We start from the raw sequence: 16,949 nt of genomic DNA, 5'->3' as shown, positions 1-16,949 counted from the left end.
CACGCCGACTGGCCGGATCGACTCGCTCTTTCACGCATGGGCGCCCCTGCCGGGGGCAGGCGCACACATCTCATGGCCTACGACCAGGGGAGCGTGACGAGATGACGGCGCACAGAGAGCGGACGACCGGGGCAGACGCCCCGGACATGACCGGCTACACGGGCGAACTTCCGTGGATCGAGGATGCGGGGAAGGTCGCCCCGCAGGATGCGCGGGTCCTGTCGCGGCTGTTCTTCGACCGCCTCCGGCTTCTCGATGAGGGCACCCCCGCCCATCAGTACGCTCGTAACACGCTCATCGAGATGAACCTCTCGCTCGTCCGGTTCGCCGCGGGCCGGTTCCGGAACCGCGGCGGCGACGACATGGAGGACATCGTCCAGGTCGGCACGATCGGGCTGATCAAGGCCATCGACCGGTTCGACCTGTCCCGCGAGGTGGAGTTCACCTCCTTCGCGGTGCCGTACATCGTCGGGGAGATCAAGCGGTTCTTCCGCGACACGAGCTGGGCAGTCCATGTGCCGCGACGGATGCAGGAGTTGCGGGCAGACATCGCCAAGGCCAAGGACTCACTGGCCGCGGAGTTCGACCGGGACCCCACCGTGTCGGAGCTCGCCGAGCAGCTCGGGATAGGCGAGGACGAGGTCACCGAAGGCATCGTCGCCGCCAACGGGTACACCGCAGGATCGCTGGACATGCCGTCCAATCCAGTGGTCGCGGGACGGCCCAACCCGCCGGGGCGCACGCTCGTCGACGCCCTCGGCTCCCCGGACCCCGGCATGGAAACGGTCGAGAACCTGCACACCCTCGCCCCGCTGCTGGGCCAACTCGACGCGCGCGAACGTCGCATCATCGATATGCGCTTCGGTCAGGAGATGACGCAGGCGCAGATCGGTGCGGAACTCGGCATCTCCCAGATGCATGTGTCGCGGCTGCTCAGCCGGATCCTGCAAAGGCTCCGCAACGGCATGTTCGTCGAGGAGTGAGCGACGACGAGGGAGGGGCGAGGGTCCGCCGTTGCCCTGCCCACCGATGTGGGCATCAGGGCGTGCCAGACGCCGTCTGGCAGGCGGGACTTTCGAAACCCGCCTTAGGACACGTTCCGCAAGGTCGACGGGGTCTGGGCTGATCGCCGCGCGCACCATGCGCCCGGCGGGCGCCGGGGCCACGGAGCGCAAGGCCAGGGCGCCCGTCGCGACCCGGGACGGTCAGTCGTCGTCCTTCTCCGCGGGGCGGCCCGCGTAGTAGGTGGCGATCATGTCCTCGCCGCCGTGTCCCGCCTCCTCCGCACGCGTGAACCGGTTCTCCGACGCGGCGACGAGATCCAGCGTCACCCCGGTCTGTTCGGCGGCGGCAAGGATGAGGCGGGTGTCCTTGAGCGCGGTGGACAGGGTGAAGCTCGGGGTGAGGTCGCCGGAGAGGACCGCGGCGGACTTGCCCTGGAGATACGCGGAATCCAGCGGGCCGCCCTTCATCACGTCGAGGAACGACTGCGGGTCGATGCCCAGCCCCTCCGCGAGGTTCAGGCACTCGGCGATGCTGCTCACCATGTTGATCACCCAGGTGTTGACCACGAGCTTGAGCCGCGAGGCGGCGCCCGGTGTTTCGCCGACCCAGACCGTGCGCTGTCCGATCGCGTTCAGCACGGGGTTCACCGACGGGCGGACGGCGGACGGACCGGAGACGAAGACCGTCAACGCACCCTGTTCCGCGGGCTGCTTGGTACCCGCAACCGGGGCGTCGAGATAGACGAGACCCAAGTCCGCCGCCCTCTGGGCGAGTTCGGTGGTGGCATCGATCCCGACGGTGGAACTCTGCAGCAGGACCTGCCCGCGTTGCACCCCGGGCGCCGCGGCAGTGAGCGCGGCGGCCACGGAGAGTCCGTCGTTCAGCATCGTCAGGATGACGTCGGCGCCCCGCACGGCTTCCTCCGCCGTTTCGGTGACCGTGGCACCGTCGGCGGCGAGGGGGGCCGCCTTGGCCTGCGTACGGTTCCAGGCACGGACGTCGAGTCCGGCGCGGAGCAGGCTCCGGGTCATCCCGGATCCCATGATCCCGGTGCCGAGGACGGCCACGGTCGGCCGCTCGGGGATGGAGTTGGCAGGGGTGGACGTCATGAGAGCAGGAGTCCCTTCGTCGGCGCGTGGGCGGTTCGAGGTCAAGGGTGCCGCAGTGCGCCCTCCCGTACGGCGGTGTGCACGGCTCGGGCGAGTCGTGATCCCCACGTCGAGCGCGGGCCCGCGAACGGTTCCCCGGCCGCGCCGGGTGCAGGCTCCGGTGAGGCTATGCACACCGCGTCGGTGGGGGTACCGGAGCAGTCGAGTCCGGCGTCCAGGAGTGCCTGGACCTTCGCCTCGGTGGCGGTCGCAACGGCATTGACCAGAGCGGCGTCGGAAAGGGCCACGGGGACGGTCACGACGATATTCACCGTGCCCGGCGGCAGCGGCCCAGCGTGTCCCGCGGCCGGGTCGGCGGCCCAGCCCCGTACACCCAGACCGCTGGTGGCGGTGGCGGTCACACCCTCGTCGTCGGCGACGGCGTACGCGGTGACATCGGCCGCGGTCATCAGTCCGACGCCGGGACCAGTGAGCGCTTCGGCGGCGGCGATCTCGGCGAGGTGCCGGTCGGGATCGAGGCGCGGATAACCGCCGGGCACCTGGGCGTTGAGGATCCACTCGCGCATCCCGATGCCGCCGCCGAGTACGGCGCTGCTGCACACCCGCCAGCCGGGTCCGAGCCGCCAGACGAGGTGGTGCAGGGCGAGACCGTCCTCCTGCCGACTCAGCAGCTCGCCCCGTTGTCCGGGTGGGCGGACGCGTACGGATTGGATGGTGCACCCCCGATGGCACGGCAGGACGACAGTCGGAAACGGTCCGTCGATCATATGCGGCAGGGGCGGCACCGCTCCGTGCGGATGAAGCTCGGCGGGATGCGGCCGATGAGCATCGCCACGAGCGCGCCGACTGCGGGCGTGTTTCAAAAGGAGCGTCGTCCGCCCGTAGGGCGGGCCGGGCGGCGGTGCGCCGCGCGATGCGGTGCCGGGCCTCAGCCCGCGACGGAATCCGTGTCGGGCCGGAGCCGCACCCGCAGGGTGCGCACGCCATTGCCGACGAAGCTGGCGTGGCGGGGCAGCTCCGTGTCGGGGACGGTCACCTCGAGTTCCGGGAAGCGGCGGAACAGCTGTTCCAGCGCGATCGTCGCCTCCATCCGGGCGAGCGGCGCTCCCAGGCAGTAGTGCGGCCCGTGCCCGAGGGAGAGGTGACGCGCCGCCGACGTCCTGGCCGGCCGAGTGACGTCGAAGCGGTCGGCGTCCGGGCCGTGCACCGTGGTATCGCGTCCGGCGGCCGAGTATCCGGCGAGTACGGGGGTGCCCTTCGGGATGACGGTCCCGTCGAGGGTCAGGTCGCGGGTCGGGTAGCGGAACGGGAAGTAGCTGACCGGGCTGTCCCAGCGCAGTGTCTCCTCCACCACGTCCGGCCACCCCGCCCGGCCCGAGGTGACCAGGCCGAGCTGGTCCCGGTGGGTACACAGGGCGCGCACGGCGTTGGCGATCAGGTTCAGCGTGGTCTCGTGACCGGCGATGATCATCAGCAGCAGGGTGCCGATGAGTTCCTGCTGGCTGAGCCGGTCACCGCCCTCCTCGCGGGCCGAGATCAGCGCGCTGATCAGGTCGTCGCCCGGCTGCTCGGCCCGGGCGGCGGCAACGGTGCTCAGCAGTTCCACCAGCTCCCGGTTGGCGGCCATGGCCTCCGCGGGGCCGATGTCGGTGGAGACGATCTGGTTCGACAGATGGTGCAGTCGGTCCTGGTGCCGCTCGTCCACCCCGAGGAGCTCGCAGATGACCCCCAGCGGCAACGGCAGCGCGAACTCCGCGCGCAGGTCGACCGTCCCGTCCCCCTCGGCGGCCATGGCATCGACCCGGTCGAGCAGTTCGGCGGTGAGGACTTCGATGCGCGGCCGGAGCTGTTCGACCCGCCGTGCGGTGAACGCCTTGCTGACCAGCGAGCGCAGCCGCCGGTGGTCCTCGTCGTCGGCGGTGGTCATGCCCTGCACAGTGGCGAAGGTCCGCAGTGGCCAGCCGTCGGGGATCAGTCCTTCGGCCAGCGCGGCGAAATGGGCTGTGCCCTTGGCGACATCGGGGTGGGCGAGGAACTCCTTGAGCGCGTCGTGCCCGAGCACCGCCATCCCCGGCACCTCCCCGGGGAGCACGACGGACGCCACGGCGCCCCGGGCGAGCAGCCGCGCGTTGTCGGCGTGCGGGCACCCTCCGGCCGGGTCCATGCGGTGCGCGGCGGCCTGCTCACTTATCGGCGGCGTGTTCAACGGGCCTCTCCTGTAAGGTCTTCGGCTCCGGACCGGCGGCGGCCGGGTCAGGGTGCAGATCCTACGGCGGACGCGACGGATACGAAGTGCGACAGCGCGGTGGGGTGGTAGCAGGCCAGCGGCGCCGCGCGGCGATGGCGAACTCCGTACGGATCAGTTCGTCGAACCGTCCGTCGGGACCGAACGCGCGCAGAACGTTCCGCAGTCCTCCTCGAAGGCAGGTCTTCTGTAACCGAGTTGGGCGGGGCTGCTGCAGCTGGAGGAGAACCGCACGCCACGCTCGGGATCCGGCGTCCGACATCCGGCGCGGTACCCGGCGTCACGGAGCGGCGAAGGTGAAAAGTTCGGGGGCCCGTAGAGCACAGGGGGTTCCTCCGGAGGAGTTGCGCCGGCGGGCAGAATGGGGCGGATGGGCGCGTTCTCATGCTTGCCGAAACGGTGGCATGCCCGTGACGCGGAGACCGGTGCGGCCGGAGCGCCGTTCGGCCGGACCGCCCGGGGTGCCGGTCCGCAATCCCGCGTACGCCTCCACGCCGTCACGATCTCACTCGAACGGTCCAACGCCGGGCTGTGTCCCGCCACTGGCATCGCATGCTGCCGACCCGGATGCGAGGGGCCATCGTTCCGGGCCGGGAAGTTGCATCGCCCATCCGGGTGAGGCGCGATGGAAGCCGGACGTGCCTTCCTTGGTGGAGCTGCCCACAGGACACGCGCCCGGGCGAGGAGGAACCGGTCATGGGAGCCGCTGACGGTTTCACGGATGCCAAGGAGCTCGACGGCCTGACGGTGTACGACCCCAAAGGCGAGAAGGTCGGCACCGTGGGGCGGGTGTATCTCGACGACGCGACCGGCAGACCGGACTGGATCACGGTGAAGACCGGCCTGTTCGGTATGAAGGAGAATTTCGTGCCCCTGGACGGCGCTCGCCGGGTGGGCTCCGATCTGCACATTCCCCATCCGAAGGACCGTGTGAAAGGTGCCCCGAGGGTGGACGCGGATGCCCATCTCTCCGTCTCCGAGGAGGAGGAGCTCTACCGACACTACGGCCTCGCCAGGTGAGTCCGTCCGGTCCCGGCGGCCGGGCAGGCACGGCTCCGGGGAGCGGACAGGCCAGGGGCCCGCACCGTGCCGGGTTCCGCCGCTGCTTCCGTATGTCCGGCTACTGGGCCCGTCCGGGCAGAAACCGCACCGAGGGCCGCCCGTCCGGGCCGTCCTGGGTGACCACCGACCGTACCCGGTACACATCCGAGATGAGTTCCTCGGTGATGACGTCCGCCGGGGTGCCGGCGGCCACCACCCGCCCCTCCTTCATGACGACGATCCGGTCGCAGAACATCGCGGCCAGATTGAGGTCGTGCAGGGCGATGACGCCGGTGACGGGCAGCGAGCAGACCAGGGACAACAGTTCCAGCTGGTGCTGGATGTCGAGATGGTTCGTCGGCTCGTCCAGCAGCAGTTCACGCGGCTGCTGCGCCAGTGCGCGGGCGATCTGGACACGCTGGCGCTCGCCCCCGGAGAGCGTGTGCCAGGCCTGGTCGCTGCGTTCGGCGAGCCCAGTGCGTTCCAGTGCCTCACGTACCGCGTCTTCGTCCGCACGGCTGGGGGCCGACCAGGCGCGGCGGTGCGGAATGCGGCCGAGCCCCACGACGTCCCGGACGCGCAGTTCGACCTGGGTGTCGGCATGCTGGTCGACCACGGCGACCCGCTGCGCGACGGTGCGCCGGCCGATCGCGGCGAGCGGTTCGCCGTCGAGCGTCACCACGCCCGCCGCCGGTGCAAGGACCCCCGCGAGCACCCGCAGCAGCGTGGACTTGCCCGACCCGTTGGGGCCGAGGAGTCCGACGGTCGCGCCGGGCGGAGGGACGAGGGAGACCCCGTCGAGGACGAGACGGCCGCCCGCCTCCCGGGAGACCCGCTGGGCACGCAGGCCTGCGGCGGTACCGATGGATGTCATGTGGTCCTCCGGGTGCGGTAGAGGACCAGAACGAACGCGGGAACGCCGATGAGGGCGGTGACGACGCCCACCGGCACCTCCTGCGGATCGAGGACGGTCCGGGCGAGTGTGTCGACCCAGACGAGGAACACCGCCCCGGCCAGCGCGGTGACCGGTAGCAGCCGCCGGTGTCCGGAGCCGGTGAGCGCCCGGGCGGCATGTGGCAGCACCAGCCCGACGAAGCCGATGGCACCCGCCGAGCTGACGAGCGCGGCGGTCAGCAGCGCGGTCGTGCAGAGCAGCACGATCCGGGTACGGCCGACATCGACTCCCAGGGCGGCGGCCGCGTCCTGACCGAAGGCGAAGGCGTCGAGCGTTCGGGCGTGGCCCAGAGAGATCAGCAGGGTCACGACGAGCACGGGGAAACAGACCCACACATCGGTCCAGCCGACGCCGCTGAGCGAGCCGAGCAACCAGAACAGCACGCCTCGGGTCTGCTCGGCGTCGGCCGAGGTCATCACCACGAAGGAGGTCAGCGCGGAGAACAGCTGCATGGCCGCGACGCCGGAGAGGACGACTCGGTCCGTCGTACCGCCGAGGGTGTGACTGAGCAGCAGCACCAGGGCGAACGAGCAGAGGGCCCCGATGAACGCCCCGGTCGAGATCGACACCGCGCCCCCGCCCACCCCGAGGACGACGACCACGACGGCACCCGTCGACGCCCCGGAGGAGACGCCGAGGACGAACGGATCGGCGAGCGGATTGCGGAGCAGGGACTGCATGACCGTGCCGCACACCGCGAGTCCGGCGCCGCACACTGCGGCGAGCAGGGTACGGGGCATGCGCAGGTTCCAGATGATGCCGTCCCGGATAGGGGTGAGCCGCGAGTCGCCCACCCCGAGATGGGCGGCCACCGCGGACCAGACGTCGGCGACGGAGATCCGGGCGGGGCCGATGGTGACGGCGACGGCGACGGACAGCGTGAGCAGGGCGACGCCCGCGGCCCACAGCACACCGTCGCGCAGCCCTCGTGCGCCACCGGCCCTGCGGTGCGCATCGGTTCCGGGTGCCTGGTCCGTGCGTACCGCTGCGACCCGTTCGGTGTCCGTCACCCGGCGAGCCCGAACGTCCGCAGCCCGGCGGCGACCTGTTCCAGACCCTCGACCGTCCGGATGGACGGGTTCATGGCCTGGCCGCTGAGCAGCACGTACCGCTTGTGCTTGACGGCGTCCATGTTCTTCGTCGCGGGACTGGACTCCAGGAACTCGATCTTCTTCGCGGCGCTCTCGGCGGTCTGTGCCCTGCGCGTCAGATCGCCGATGACCAGGACGTCGGGGTTGCGGTCGGCAACGGTCTCCCAGCTGATCTGCGGCCATTCCTCATGGGTGTCGTCGAAGACGTTCTTCGCTCCGAGCTCCCTGGTGATGACGCCGGGTGCGCCGCAGCAGCCCGCCAGATACGGGGCCTTGGAGTCGGAGAACCAGTAGAGGAGAGTGGCGTGGGAGGCGTCGATGCCGTCGGTGGCCTTCTTCACCCGCTCCCGCAGCCGGGCGACGAGCTCGTCGCCGCGCTGCTGAACGCCGAACACGGCGGCCAGGTCGCGCACTTCATCGTAGACGCTGTCCATGGTCAGTGCTTCGGTACGCGCTCCGTCGCCGCTGCCGCTGTTGTCCTTGCCGGTGCAGTCCGCGGGCGACACGTAGGTGGGGACACCGAGCTCCTCGAACTGTTCGCGGGGGGCGACGCCGCCCTTGGCGAGGGTCGATTCGAACGAGGCGCTGACGAAGTCGGGCTCCTGGTCGAGGACCTTCTCCGACGACGGCCGGTTCTCCGAGAGGCGTGGCACCTTCGCGTTGGTCTTCTCCAGCCCCTTCATCACCGGGTCGGTCCAGGTGGCTGTGGCCGCCAGCCGGTCGGCGAGGCCGAGGGAGAGCAGGATCTCCGTCGATCCCTGGTCGACGGAGACGGCGTGGTGCGGTGGGGCTTCGACGGTGACGGTGCGGCCACAGTTCCTGAGCGTCACCGGATAGCCTTCACCGCCGGCTGACTTGGCCGCGGGGTTGTCGGTCCCTCCGCCGCACGCGGTCAGCAGGAGGAGTGCCGCCGAGAGCAGGGCGGCGGCGCGGGCGGGGCTGGCTATGGACGACACGGAGTCCCTCTGCGTCTCAGGGCCCATGCGCGGGGCCCACTGTACGGAGTACTGTCGCCCGGTACCGGGCGACAGGTGCCAGCAGGTCTTCGGACTCGGGTTCCTTCGGACGGGACGCCTTCCCAGGACAACCGTGGATGTCCCAGTGGCCGTGGCCCCGCCCGTCCCCCTCACCGCTGCGCGTCAGCTCCGGATTCGCACCGGATTCCCTGACTCCTAGGTGGAGTTTGACTGGCTTTGGCAAGCTATCACGCTGCCCCGCGGTGCTCGTCGGCGGTGCGGCGCGGTGGGGCCGGAGGCGTCCGGGCCCGCTCCGCCCCTGCCTACGGGCGCTGGAGAGCGACCACGGCGTTGTGGCCGCCGAACCCGAAGGAGTGGCTCACGGCGCGCCGGACGGGCCGGTGGCGGGGCTGTTGGGTGACGCAGTCCATGTCGAATTCGGGCGCCGGGGCGTCCAGGTTGGCGATCGGCGGTACGACCCCGCGCTGCAGCGTGAGGATCGTCAGCCCCGCCTCGATGGCTCCGGCAGCCCCCATGCAGTGGCCCAGTACCCCCTTGGGGGCGGTGACGGGTGGCCGGTGCGGGTAGGCCCGGCTGATGAGAGCGGCTTCGATGGCGTCGCCCAGCGGTGTCGACGTGCCGTGCGCGTTGACGTGTTCGACGTCCGCGGCCGCCCAGTCCGCGTCGCGCAGCGCGGCCTCGACCGCGGCGCGGGCGACAGCGCCGGACGGGTGCGGACTGGTGGGATGGTGGGCGTCGGTGGTGGCGCCTGTCCCGGCGAGCAGCGCCCGCGGGACCGCTGCCCGGGCCCGTGCGTCATCCGCCCGTTCCAGCACCATGACGGCGGCGCCCTCGCCCATGACCAGGCCGGCACGATCTGCCGCGAACGGCCGGGAGAGGCGGCCCGGGTCGCCGTCCCTCGTAGCGGCGGCACCGGACCGCGCGAATCCGGTCATGGCGACCGGGAAGACGATCGACTCGGTGGCTCCGGCGATGGCGAGGTCGCACTGCCCGGTGACCAGCAGGTCCCGGGCGACGGAGAGCGCGGTGACCCCGGAGGAACAGGCGGTGCACGGCGCCAGACTGGGACCGGTCGCCCCCATCCGGATGGCGATCTCCGCCGCGGGCATGTTCGGAATGGTGAGGAGGATCCCCGCCGGCGAGGTGGCCCCCGGCCCGCGCCGGTCGAGGGCGACGGCCTGTTCGGTCAGGCCCGCGGATCCTCCGCTGCTGGTGCCGACGACCACGGCGACCCGGCTGCCGTCCCAGTCGGCCGGGTCCAGTCCGGCGTCCGCGACCGCTTCCCGCGCGGCGAGGACGGCGAATTTGACGTACCTCCCCATCCGGAAGGCCGCACGGCCGCCGACCGCGTCGTCCAGATCGAAACCGGAGACCGTACACGCGAAGTCGATCGCGCAGCCTTCGAGCTCGGGGACGGTGCGGGCCGGTGAGACCCCGGCGCACACCCCGTCCCAGGTGGTGTCGGTGTCGTTGCCGACCGGGGTGATCATCCCCAGGCCGGTGACGGCAACGGCAGGCCTGTTCATCGGGCGTTGCTCATCGCGGGGTCGCCGCTCACCACGGCATCGATGAACGTCGTGATGTCGGCGAGGGTGGCGTCCTTGTAGAGCTTGCCGGAGTCGGCCTCGACCCCCAGCGTCTCCTTGATGATGACGGCGAACTCGGCGACGGCGAGGGAGTCCATCTCCAGGCTGTCCATCGTGGAACCCGGAAGGATCTCGGCGGCCGGCACCTTGAAGGTGTTCGTGAGAACGTCGGTGATCTGGGGGTGAATCGCGCTCATGATCTTCCTCTTCGCTAGGTCGTGCAGGTCGCGCATTTCAGGCAGGTTCTGCCTGTTCCCGGGACGGTGGAACGCACGGTCCCGATGCCGAAGTAACTGACTCCCGATCTGCCGGTTACGCCTTGCGGCGAACCGATTCGCCAACGATCAACCGTGGATTCGCACAGCGCCGGGAAAGGACGGATCTGGTGCCCCAGTACGCCAGCAGAACGGCCCGGATTCCGAGGGCCCCGACCGCGTCCCGTACCCTGCACAGCTGTCCGGCGGTTCGCTCGTCCGAAGCCTTCACCGCTCCCCCTGCGCCCCGGTGGCGGCGTGCCACGACGCCTCCGGATCGTCGTACGCATCGGCATAGTTCGCGCCGGCGATGGGCCAGTCCGCGAGCACCTCGTCCGGCAGCGCGAAGGATTCGATCAGGGTGGGCAGATGCCCGGCGACGGCGGCGACGAGCTGCTCGACGGCGTCCGGCAGGGCATTGACCTGATCGGCGGTCAGATGGCCGGCGGCGAGCAGATCGCCGCTGTTGCGGGCGACCCACTGGAGAGCGAACAGCCGCTCCAGTTCGGCCAGCCTCTCGCGGCCAGGGCCTGCGGGCAGTTCGGCGACCGCCTCTGCGTACGCCTCGGCCGCCTGTCGGCGGGCGTGCGCCTCGACGCCCCGCAGGGCGGGCCCGGACGCCGCGTTCCACCGCGCCAGCGGATCACTGTGCGGTGCACTGCTCATCCGCTCCCTGGCGCGGGCGAACCAGATGGCCTCCACCTGCGCATGCAGCCACCCCAGGAACCGGGGGTCGGCGAGCTCTCCGGTCGCCCGGTCCGAGGTGCCGCCGTCCACGGACGGTGAGGTGACGAAGAGCATTTCTGCGGCGGCCTTGGCGTGGATGGCCAGGTTGTCGCCCTCGGCGGTGATCACCGCCTCCACGCCGGTGATCAGCTCGGTCATGCCGTTGTTCTCCAACAGCGCCTGTGCTCCGCATCGTTCGCGGCACTCGACGACAACGGCACGGGCCTGCCAGGTGATCCACCCCTTCGTGACGGCGACCAGCCGCTCCGCCTCGGCCCGTCCCGTCTCCGTACCGGTCCCGAGCTGTTCCTCCCAGCGGTCGAGGGCCCTGCGGTGCAGCAGGCTCATCGCGAACACCATGGCCATGGCCTCGGCGAGCGGGCCGTGATGGCTGCGGTGGGCGATCACCCGCACCCGTTCCGTGGCGCGCGGCCCGGCGATGTGCCGATGGCTCCCGTAGCGCACGGCGACGGCGAGCGTCGCGCGCGCGGAGCCGACCGCGCAGGCGCTCATGGAAATCTTGCCGACCGTGACGCGTGCGATCGAGGTGAGGAAGCGACGCCTGCGGTTGGGCAGAACGCTGCTGAACTCCCCGTCGTCGCCGATCCGTCCGTGCTCACCGCCGAGCAGTGCGTCACGCCCCACGAAGACCCGGTCGAAGGAGGTCAGACAGTGGTCGACGGGGCTGCCCAGGCGCGCCGGCAGCCTGCGGACGCGTACCCCCGGGAGAGCGTGCGTGTCGTCGGTGAGCGGCACCAGGAAGAGAAAGACGCCGTGGTCGGCGCCGTCGGCGAGCAGGCGCGCCGCAACCAGTCCGGCCTTGGGTCCGCCGGCCGGACTGGTGTTGGGCATGAACTTCTGTGCCCCGGCGTGCGGGGTGTGCAGTACAAACCCGTCGCGTGCGCGGTCGTACGTCGCCGTGGTCTCCATGGCCACCGCGTCATTGCCGTGCGCCACCTCCGTACAGAGGAACGTGCCGATGCGCCGCAGCCGGAGGAAGTCCGACAGATCACGGCGGTTGTCGCCGGCGTGGTCGAGGAGGCTGCCGAGGAAGAGGTTGTAGTGGATGCCCGCAACGGTGGTGAGCGCCGGATCGACCGGGCCGAGCCACTCGTGCAGGGCGGCGAGGGCGCGGGGGTCGGCGGCGGGCCCTGCTGCGCTGTCGAGCGCGCTGTTGAGGACCCTCAGCCGTTCGTACGTCAGGGCCAGGCGCTCGTCGGCACTGCGGACGGCCGGGCGGCGGAACGGTTCCGTGGAGATCAGCCGACGCCAGAACCCGTGCTCCTGAAGGAAGTTGACGCCGAAGAGGACGCCTCTCAACAGGTCGGCAGTGCCGTGGACTGTGGTGCTGTCGATCGTTGCGGTCATGAACAGGAGAACGATGAAGGACCGGCGAGGACACACCTCGCCGCTCCCACCGGGACCTGCGAGCGGTCCGGTCAGACGCGCTGGAAGGCGAGAGCAACGTTGTGTCCGCCGAAGCCGAAGGAGTGGCTGACGGCGCGCTCGACGGACTGCCGGCGGGGCTCCTTGGTCACGCAGTCGAGCGCGAACCCGTCCGGCAACGCATCCAGATTGGCGATCGGCGGCACGATGCCCTGCTCCAGGGTCAGTACGGTCGCCACCGCCTCGATCGCCCCGGAGGCGGCAAGGGTGTGTCCGACCACGCCCTTGGGAGCAGTGACCGAGGGCCGGTGCGGGAAAAGCCGGGAGATGAGCGCGGTCTCCATCGCGTCGTTCAACGGAGTGGATGTGCCGTGCGCGTTGATGTGGTCGACTTCGCGGGGCGCCCAGCCCGCCTCGTGCAGCGCCGCCTCCACCGCCCGCTGCGCACCGCGCCCGTCGGGTGTCGGGGCAGTGGGGTGGTGGGCATCCGTACTGGAACCCACGCCGGTCAGGAGCGCGCGCGGATGTCCGCCGCGGGCGCACGCGTCAGCGGTCCGCTCCAGCACGAGCACGGCGGCACCCTCCCCGATGACGAACCCGTCCCGGTCCGTGGCGAACGGTCGCGACGCTCCCGTCGGATCGCCGGTACGGGTGGAGAGCGCCCCCATCTTCGCGAAGGCCGCCACCACGAGCGGGGTCAGCGCGGACTCCGCACCTCCCGCCACGACGACATCGCATCGGCCCCTCGTCAGCAGGTCACGGGCGACGGCGATCGCGGTCGCCCCGGACGCGCAGGCGGTGCCGGGCGCCAGGCTGGGCCCCTGGGCGCTCAGCGCGATGGCGAGCTCCCCGGCCGCCGCGTTCGGGATCATCATCGGCACCAGCAGCGGGGAGACAGCCTCAGGTCCTGCGCCGTCGAGCTTGCGAAGGTTGTCGACGAGGACGGAGACACCGCCCACACCGACGCCGAGCACCACGCCGACCCTGCTCCCGTCCCAGTCAGCCGGGGAGAGTCCGGCGTCCGCGACGGCCTGCCGGGCGGCAATCAGGGCCAGTTTCACAAACCGTGCCATCCGCCACGTCGAGCGCCCGCCCACCGCCGCGTCCAGGTCGAGTCCGTCGACGGTGCAGGCGAAGTCGACCGACAGGCCTGCCAGTTCGTCACAGCGCCGCGCCACGGAGTGTCCCGCGCAGAGCCCCGCCCAGAAGGCGTGTTCATCGGCGCCCGCGGGGGTCACCAGCCCCACTCCCGTCACCGCGACCCCGGTGTCAGCCTGTGTCATGTGCCATTCCTTCCGTCGCGCACTGTGCGTGGTCCGTGCGGGTTCCTGGCCGGCGAAGTACGGCGGAAGCCCAGGCTGGACCGCGCCCGAAGGCGGTGATTCCGCTGCCCTGTACCCGCCCCCGTATCCGGTTGCGCGCCGCCGTCGAGTGGGTATCCCCTCGGCACTCGCCGCTCCGGCCCCCGCAACCGATCAGACCCACCGGCTGGCGAACGGCCGTCACCCCGGTGAGGATGCGCTCACTGGGCCGAACGGGGGCGCGCGGAGCCCGCGAGCACGAACGGCTCACGCCCGCCACGCGCCCCTGGCTCACCTGTACGGAGCAACTCGCCGTGCTGCCCCGGCGCGCAGGGCATCCCCTGGGGTCATGGCATCAGCGGACCACGACGAGTCACAGCCTCACTCAGTCAACGACGAACTGGACTCACTGCGCGCGCGGGTGACGCAGCTGGAGGCGCGCACGCCCGTGCGGTCCCGGCCCCACATCCGCTCGGTCTTCGCCGTGCTGCTGATCCTCGTCGCCGCCGTCCTCACGCCGCTGAGCGCCGTCGCCGTCTGGGCCAAGAACGATGTCGGCGACACCGACCGCTATGTGGCGATGATGAAACCGCTGGCGTCGGACCCCGACGTGCAGGCAGCGCTGGCGAACCGGGTGACCGATGCCGTGATGACACATCTGGATGTCCACGCGCTGCTCGCCGAGGTGGCCCCGGCGGACCGGCCGGCCCTCGACAGGGCGCTGGGACGGCTGAGCGGCCCGCTGACCACTGGCCTGACGAACTTCGTGCACGGGACCGTGGAGAAGTTCGTGGCCTCGGACGCCTTCGAGAAGCTGTGGGTCGCCCTCAACCGCGGCGCCCACGCGGCGGCCGTCAAGGCGCTGACCGGCAGTGGGGGCGGAGCCGTGAAGCTGACCAACGACACGGTTGTCATCGATCTCGCCCCGGTGATCGACCGGGTGAAGCAGCTCCTGGTCGATCACGGGCTGACGATCGCCGCGAAGATCCCGGAGATCCACACCGACTTCACCGTGCTGACGTCCGATGCGATCGGCAAGGCCAAGAAGGGGTTCCGGCTGCTGCAACTGGCCGGGTTCTGGCTTCCGGTGGTGACCCTGGTACTCGCCGCGGGCGGGGTGCTGCTCGCGGTGCGCCGACGCCGTGCGCTGGTCACGGCGGCCCTCGCGATCGCGGTGGGCGGTGCGGTGCTGGGCCTGGCGGTGTGGGTGTTCCGCGCGTTCTACCTGGACAGTCTTCCGGACTCGGTGTCGCAGCCGGCGGCCGGTTCCGTCTTCGATGCCCTGGTCGTCCAGCTGCGCGCCGTGGTCGGGCTCGTGGTCACGCTCGGCACGGTGGTGGCGCTCGCCGCCTGGCTCTCCGGCGAAGGCCGCGCCGCCACCCGGGTCAAGTCCATGTGGAACGGCGGCATCGGCGCCGTGCGCGACGCGGCCGGGATCACCGGCGGTCCGGTCGGCGTCTGGGTGCACCGGGCGAAGCAGTGGCTCAACTGGACGGTCGTCGTGGTCGCCGCGGCGGTCCTGATCGTGTGGGACCGGCCGACGGGGCTCGTCACGGTGTGGATCGCCCTGGCGGCGCTGTTCGCCCTGGCGGTCGTGGAGTTCCTCGACGACGACAGCACACCGCACATGCTCCCGGAACCGCACGCGTGACCGCAGGCCCCGCTGTGCCACCGGCCGCTCGACGAAGCTCCGTCGGGCGGGCGGTGGCACGGCCGTGCTCAGACGCGGGTCAGCGCGGCACGCAGCTCCCGTTGGTCGGGCGGGTTGGCACCGGCGCGTGCGACGGTGAGCGCCGCGGAGACAGCCGCGTGGTGCAGCACATCGGTGACGGTCTCCGGATCGACGGCGCGCAGTCCGTCCCGTCCTGCGGCGCCGAGCAGCCCGTGCGCGGCGAGAGCATGCAGCGTGCCCGACATGAACGCGTCGCCCGCCCCCACCGTGTCCACGACCTTGGCACGGGGCGCGTCGACCGTGGCCCGCGCGCCCGGAGTGAAAGCAAGCGCGCCGTCCGCCCCTCGGGTGACCAGGACAAGGGCGGGGCCGCCCGTGCCGAGCCAGCGCGCGGCGACGGACTCCGGGGACTGCCCCGGGTACAGCCACGCCAGATCCTCGTCGCTGGCCTTGACCACATCACTCAGTGCGACACAGCGCTCCACCTGGCGGACGGCTGCGTCGTGGTCGCCCATCAGGGCCGCCCGCACATTGGGGTCGTAGCTGACGGTCGCCGCGCCACGCAGTGACTCCAAGGTGGCGAGGACGGTGGCAGCGCCGGGTTCCATGACCGTCGCGATCGAGCCGGTGTGCACATGGTGCGGCGGCCGCTCCGGTTCCACCAAGGAGAGCGTCCACGTGATGGCGAAGGTGTACGCGGCCTGGCCGGCCGCGTCCAGCGCCACCGAGGCGGACGGGGTGGGCCCGGTGGAGCCGTCGGTACGCACCACGACTCCGGCGGACGCCAGATGGGCCGCGATCAGCCGGCCCTCGGCATCCGGGCCGAGCTGGGTGAGCAGGGTGCTGGGCCGGCCGAGTCTGGCGAGTCCGTACGCGACGTTGGCCGGGCTGCCGCCGGGGTGGACGCGGTCGTACTCGCCCGGCAACCGGACGATGTCGGCGACGCATTCGCCGATGACCAGAAAGCCGGGTGAGCCTAGGGTGTCGGCCGTTTCGGGCATGGGTGGGATCTCTCCTCGAGTGCGCGTACGTACGTGTCCTGGTAGACGCGGCCACCGAACACATTGAGTCCGATCCTGCCCCGCGCATGGCGGGTGTCGGTCACGTCGATGGCCGGAAGACCGACGCCTCGCCGTTCACGAACGCCAGGTTGGCGCGGTCGCTTCCGGCTGGCCGACCGCGACCAAGCCTGGCGCGACGCGGTCCAGTACGTCGCGATCGACATGTGCACGATCTTCAAGTCGGTGATCCGCCGGGTCCTGACGCAGGCCACCCTGGTCGTGGACCACTTCCACCTGGTGCAGCTGGCGAACCAGACCCTCACCGAGGTCCGCCGCCGGGTCACCGTGACCCACCGCGGCCGGCGCGGCCGCAAGGGCAACCGCGAGTGGGACCTGCGCAACCGGCTCACCCGCTCCGCCGCCCGGATGCGCGGCGAGCACGTCGACGCTCTCCTCGACGAGCCGTCCAACCTGCCCAGGGTGATCGGCGCGCCGATCACCGTCGCGTGGAACGCCAAGGAAGACCTCCTGGACCTGCTTGCCACCGCCCGGACCCGCCCGGACCGGGAACAGGTCCGCGATCTGCTGTACCGTTTCTAC

12 protein-coding genes, 3 pseudogenes and 1 riboswitch are annotated in these 16,949 nt (G+C 71.2%); of the genes and pseudogenes, 4 read left to right on the top strand and 11 right to left on the bottom strand.

The features are described 5' to 3' along the window. Positions 1–101: 101 nt before the first annotated feature. The gene (locus tag ACNPQM_RS09500) at positions 102–983 is read left to right on the top strand and encodes an RNA polymerase sigma factor SigF (protein WP_418083655.1); all 882 of its coding nucleotides are present in this window, start codon (positions 102–104) and stop codon (positions 981–983) included. 222 nt (positions 984–1,205) lie between these two features. Here ACNPQM_RS09500 and ACNPQM_RS09495 read toward each other — a convergent pair whose 3' ends face one another. From ACNPQM_RS09495 to ACNPQM_RS09485, 3 genes are all read right to left on the bottom strand, one after another. Further along, the gene (locus tag ACNPQM_RS09495) at positions 1,206–2,114 is read right to left on the bottom strand and encodes an NAD(P)-dependent oxidoreductase (RefSeq protein ID WP_418083654.1); all 909 of its coding nucleotides are present in this window, start codon (positions 2,112–2,114) and stop codon (positions 1,206–1,208) included. Between the two features lie 41 nt (positions 2,115–2,155). Beyond that, the gene (locus tag ACNPQM_RS09490) at positions 2,156–2,881 is read right to left on the bottom strand and encodes an adenosylcobinamide amidohydrolase (protein ID WP_358860225.1); all 726 of its coding nucleotides are present in this window, start codon (positions 2,879–2,881) and stop codon (positions 2,156–2,158) included. 161 nt (positions 2,882–3,042) lie between these two features. After that, the gene (locus ACNPQM_RS09485) at positions 3,043–4,278 is read right to left on the bottom strand and encodes a cytochrome P450 family protein (RefSeq protein WP_418083744.1); all 1,236 of its coding nucleotides are present in this window, start codon (positions 4,276–4,278) and stop codon (positions 3,043–3,045) included. A 777-nt stretch (positions 4,279–5,055) separates the two neighbouring features. Here ACNPQM_RS09485 and ACNPQM_RS09480 point away from each other — a divergent pair. Next, positions 5,056–5,376 (top strand): annotated as a pseudogene (locus tag ACNPQM_RS09480) (PRC-barrel domain-containing protein); the annotation flags it as partial. 103 nt (positions 5,377–5,479) lie between these two features. Here the strand turns inward: ACNPQM_RS09480 and ACNPQM_RS09475 are convergent. From ACNPQM_RS09475 to ACNPQM_RS09445, 7 genes and pseudogenes are all read right to left on the bottom strand, one after another. Continuing rightward, complete coding sequence (locus ACNPQM_RS09475) at positions 5,480–6,274, bottom strand: ABC transporter ATP-binding protein (RefSeq protein WP_358860224.1); 795 nt, start codon at positions 6,272–6,274, stop codon at positions 5,480–5,482. Next, on the bottom strand, positions 6,271–7,365 hold the full coding sequence (locus tag ACNPQM_RS09470) for a FecCD family ABC transporter permease (RefSeq protein ID WP_418083653.1): 1,095 nt from the start codon (positions 7,363–7,365) through the stop codon (positions 6,271–6,273). Before ACNPQM_RS09470 ends, ACNPQM_RS09475 begins: the two co-directional genes overlap by 4 nt. Continuing rightward, entirely contained in the window at positions 7,362–8,402 is a 1,041-nt protein-coding gene (locus ACNPQM_RS09465) for an ABC transporter substrate-binding protein (protein ID WP_418083652.1), read from the bottom strand. Before ACNPQM_RS09465 ends, ACNPQM_RS09470 begins: the two co-directional genes overlap by 4 nt. A gap of 62 nt (positions 8,403–8,464) precedes the next feature. Then, positions 8,465–8,653, bottom strand: a riboswitch (cobalamin riboswitch). A gap of 72 nt (positions 8,654–8,725) precedes the next feature. Then, positions 8,726–9,949 carry a beta-ketoacyl-[acyl-carrier-protein] synthase family protein gene (locus ACNPQM_RS09460; protein WP_418083650.1) on the bottom strand — a complete coding sequence of 408 codons (1,224 nt, stop codon included), beginning with the start codon at positions 9,947–9,949 and terminating at the stop codon, positions 8,726–8,728. Next, positions 9,946–10,206: an acyl carrier protein gene (locus ACNPQM_RS09455; RefSeq protein WP_358860222.1), complete on the bottom strand. Its 261-nt coding sequence runs from the start codon at positions 10,204–10,206 to the stop codon at positions 9,946–9,948. The genes ACNPQM_RS09460 and ACNPQM_RS09455 overlap by 4 nt, the downstream gene beginning before the upstream one ends. 115 nt (positions 10,207–10,321) lie before the next feature. Next, positions 10,322–12,357, bottom strand: a pseudogene (locus tag ACNPQM_RS09450) (acyl-CoA dehydrogenase). A gap of 71 nt (positions 12,358–12,428) precedes the next feature. Further along, positions 12,429–13,658 carry a beta-ketoacyl-[acyl-carrier-protein] synthase family protein gene (locus ACNPQM_RS09445; RefSeq protein WP_418083649.1) on the bottom strand — a complete coding sequence of 410 codons (1,230 nt, stop codon included), beginning with the start codon at positions 13,656–13,658 and terminating at the stop codon, positions 12,429–12,431. Between the two features lie 367 nt (positions 13,659–14,025). On the opposite strand from ACNPQM_RS09445, the gene ACNPQM_RS09440 reads away from it, so the two are divergent. Continuing rightward, positions 14,026–15,327, top strand: coding sequence for a hypothetical protein (locus tag ACNPQM_RS09440; RefSeq protein ID WP_418083648.1), 1,302 nt, complete (start codon positions 14,026–14,028; stop codon positions 15,325–15,327). Positions 15,328–15,395: 68 nt separating this feature from the next. On the opposite strand, the gene ACNPQM_RS09435 is transcribed toward ACNPQM_RS09440, so the two are convergent. Then, positions 15,396–16,349: a carbohydrate kinase family protein gene (locus ACNPQM_RS09435; protein WP_418083647.1), complete on the bottom strand. Its 954-nt coding sequence runs from the start codon at positions 16,347–16,349 to the stop codon at positions 15,396–15,398. A gap of 108 nt (positions 16,350–16,457) precedes the next feature. On the opposite strand from ACNPQM_RS09435, the pseudogene ACNPQM_RS09430 reads away from it, so the two are divergent. Next, a pseudogene (locus tag ACNPQM_RS09430) lies at positions 16,458–16,901 on the top strand (transposase); the annotation flags it as partial. Positions 16,902–16,949: the final 48 nt, after the last annotated feature.

Origin of the sequence: Streptomyces sp. NPDC056231 (genome assembly GCF_048270745.1) — a bacterium.
Lineage (GTDB): Bacteria > Actinomycetota > Actinomycetes > Streptomycetales > Streptomycetaceae > Streptomyces.
The sequence above is the reverse complement of the archived record's forward strand: the minus strand, read 5'-3'. Positions and strand labels throughout refer to the sequence as shown.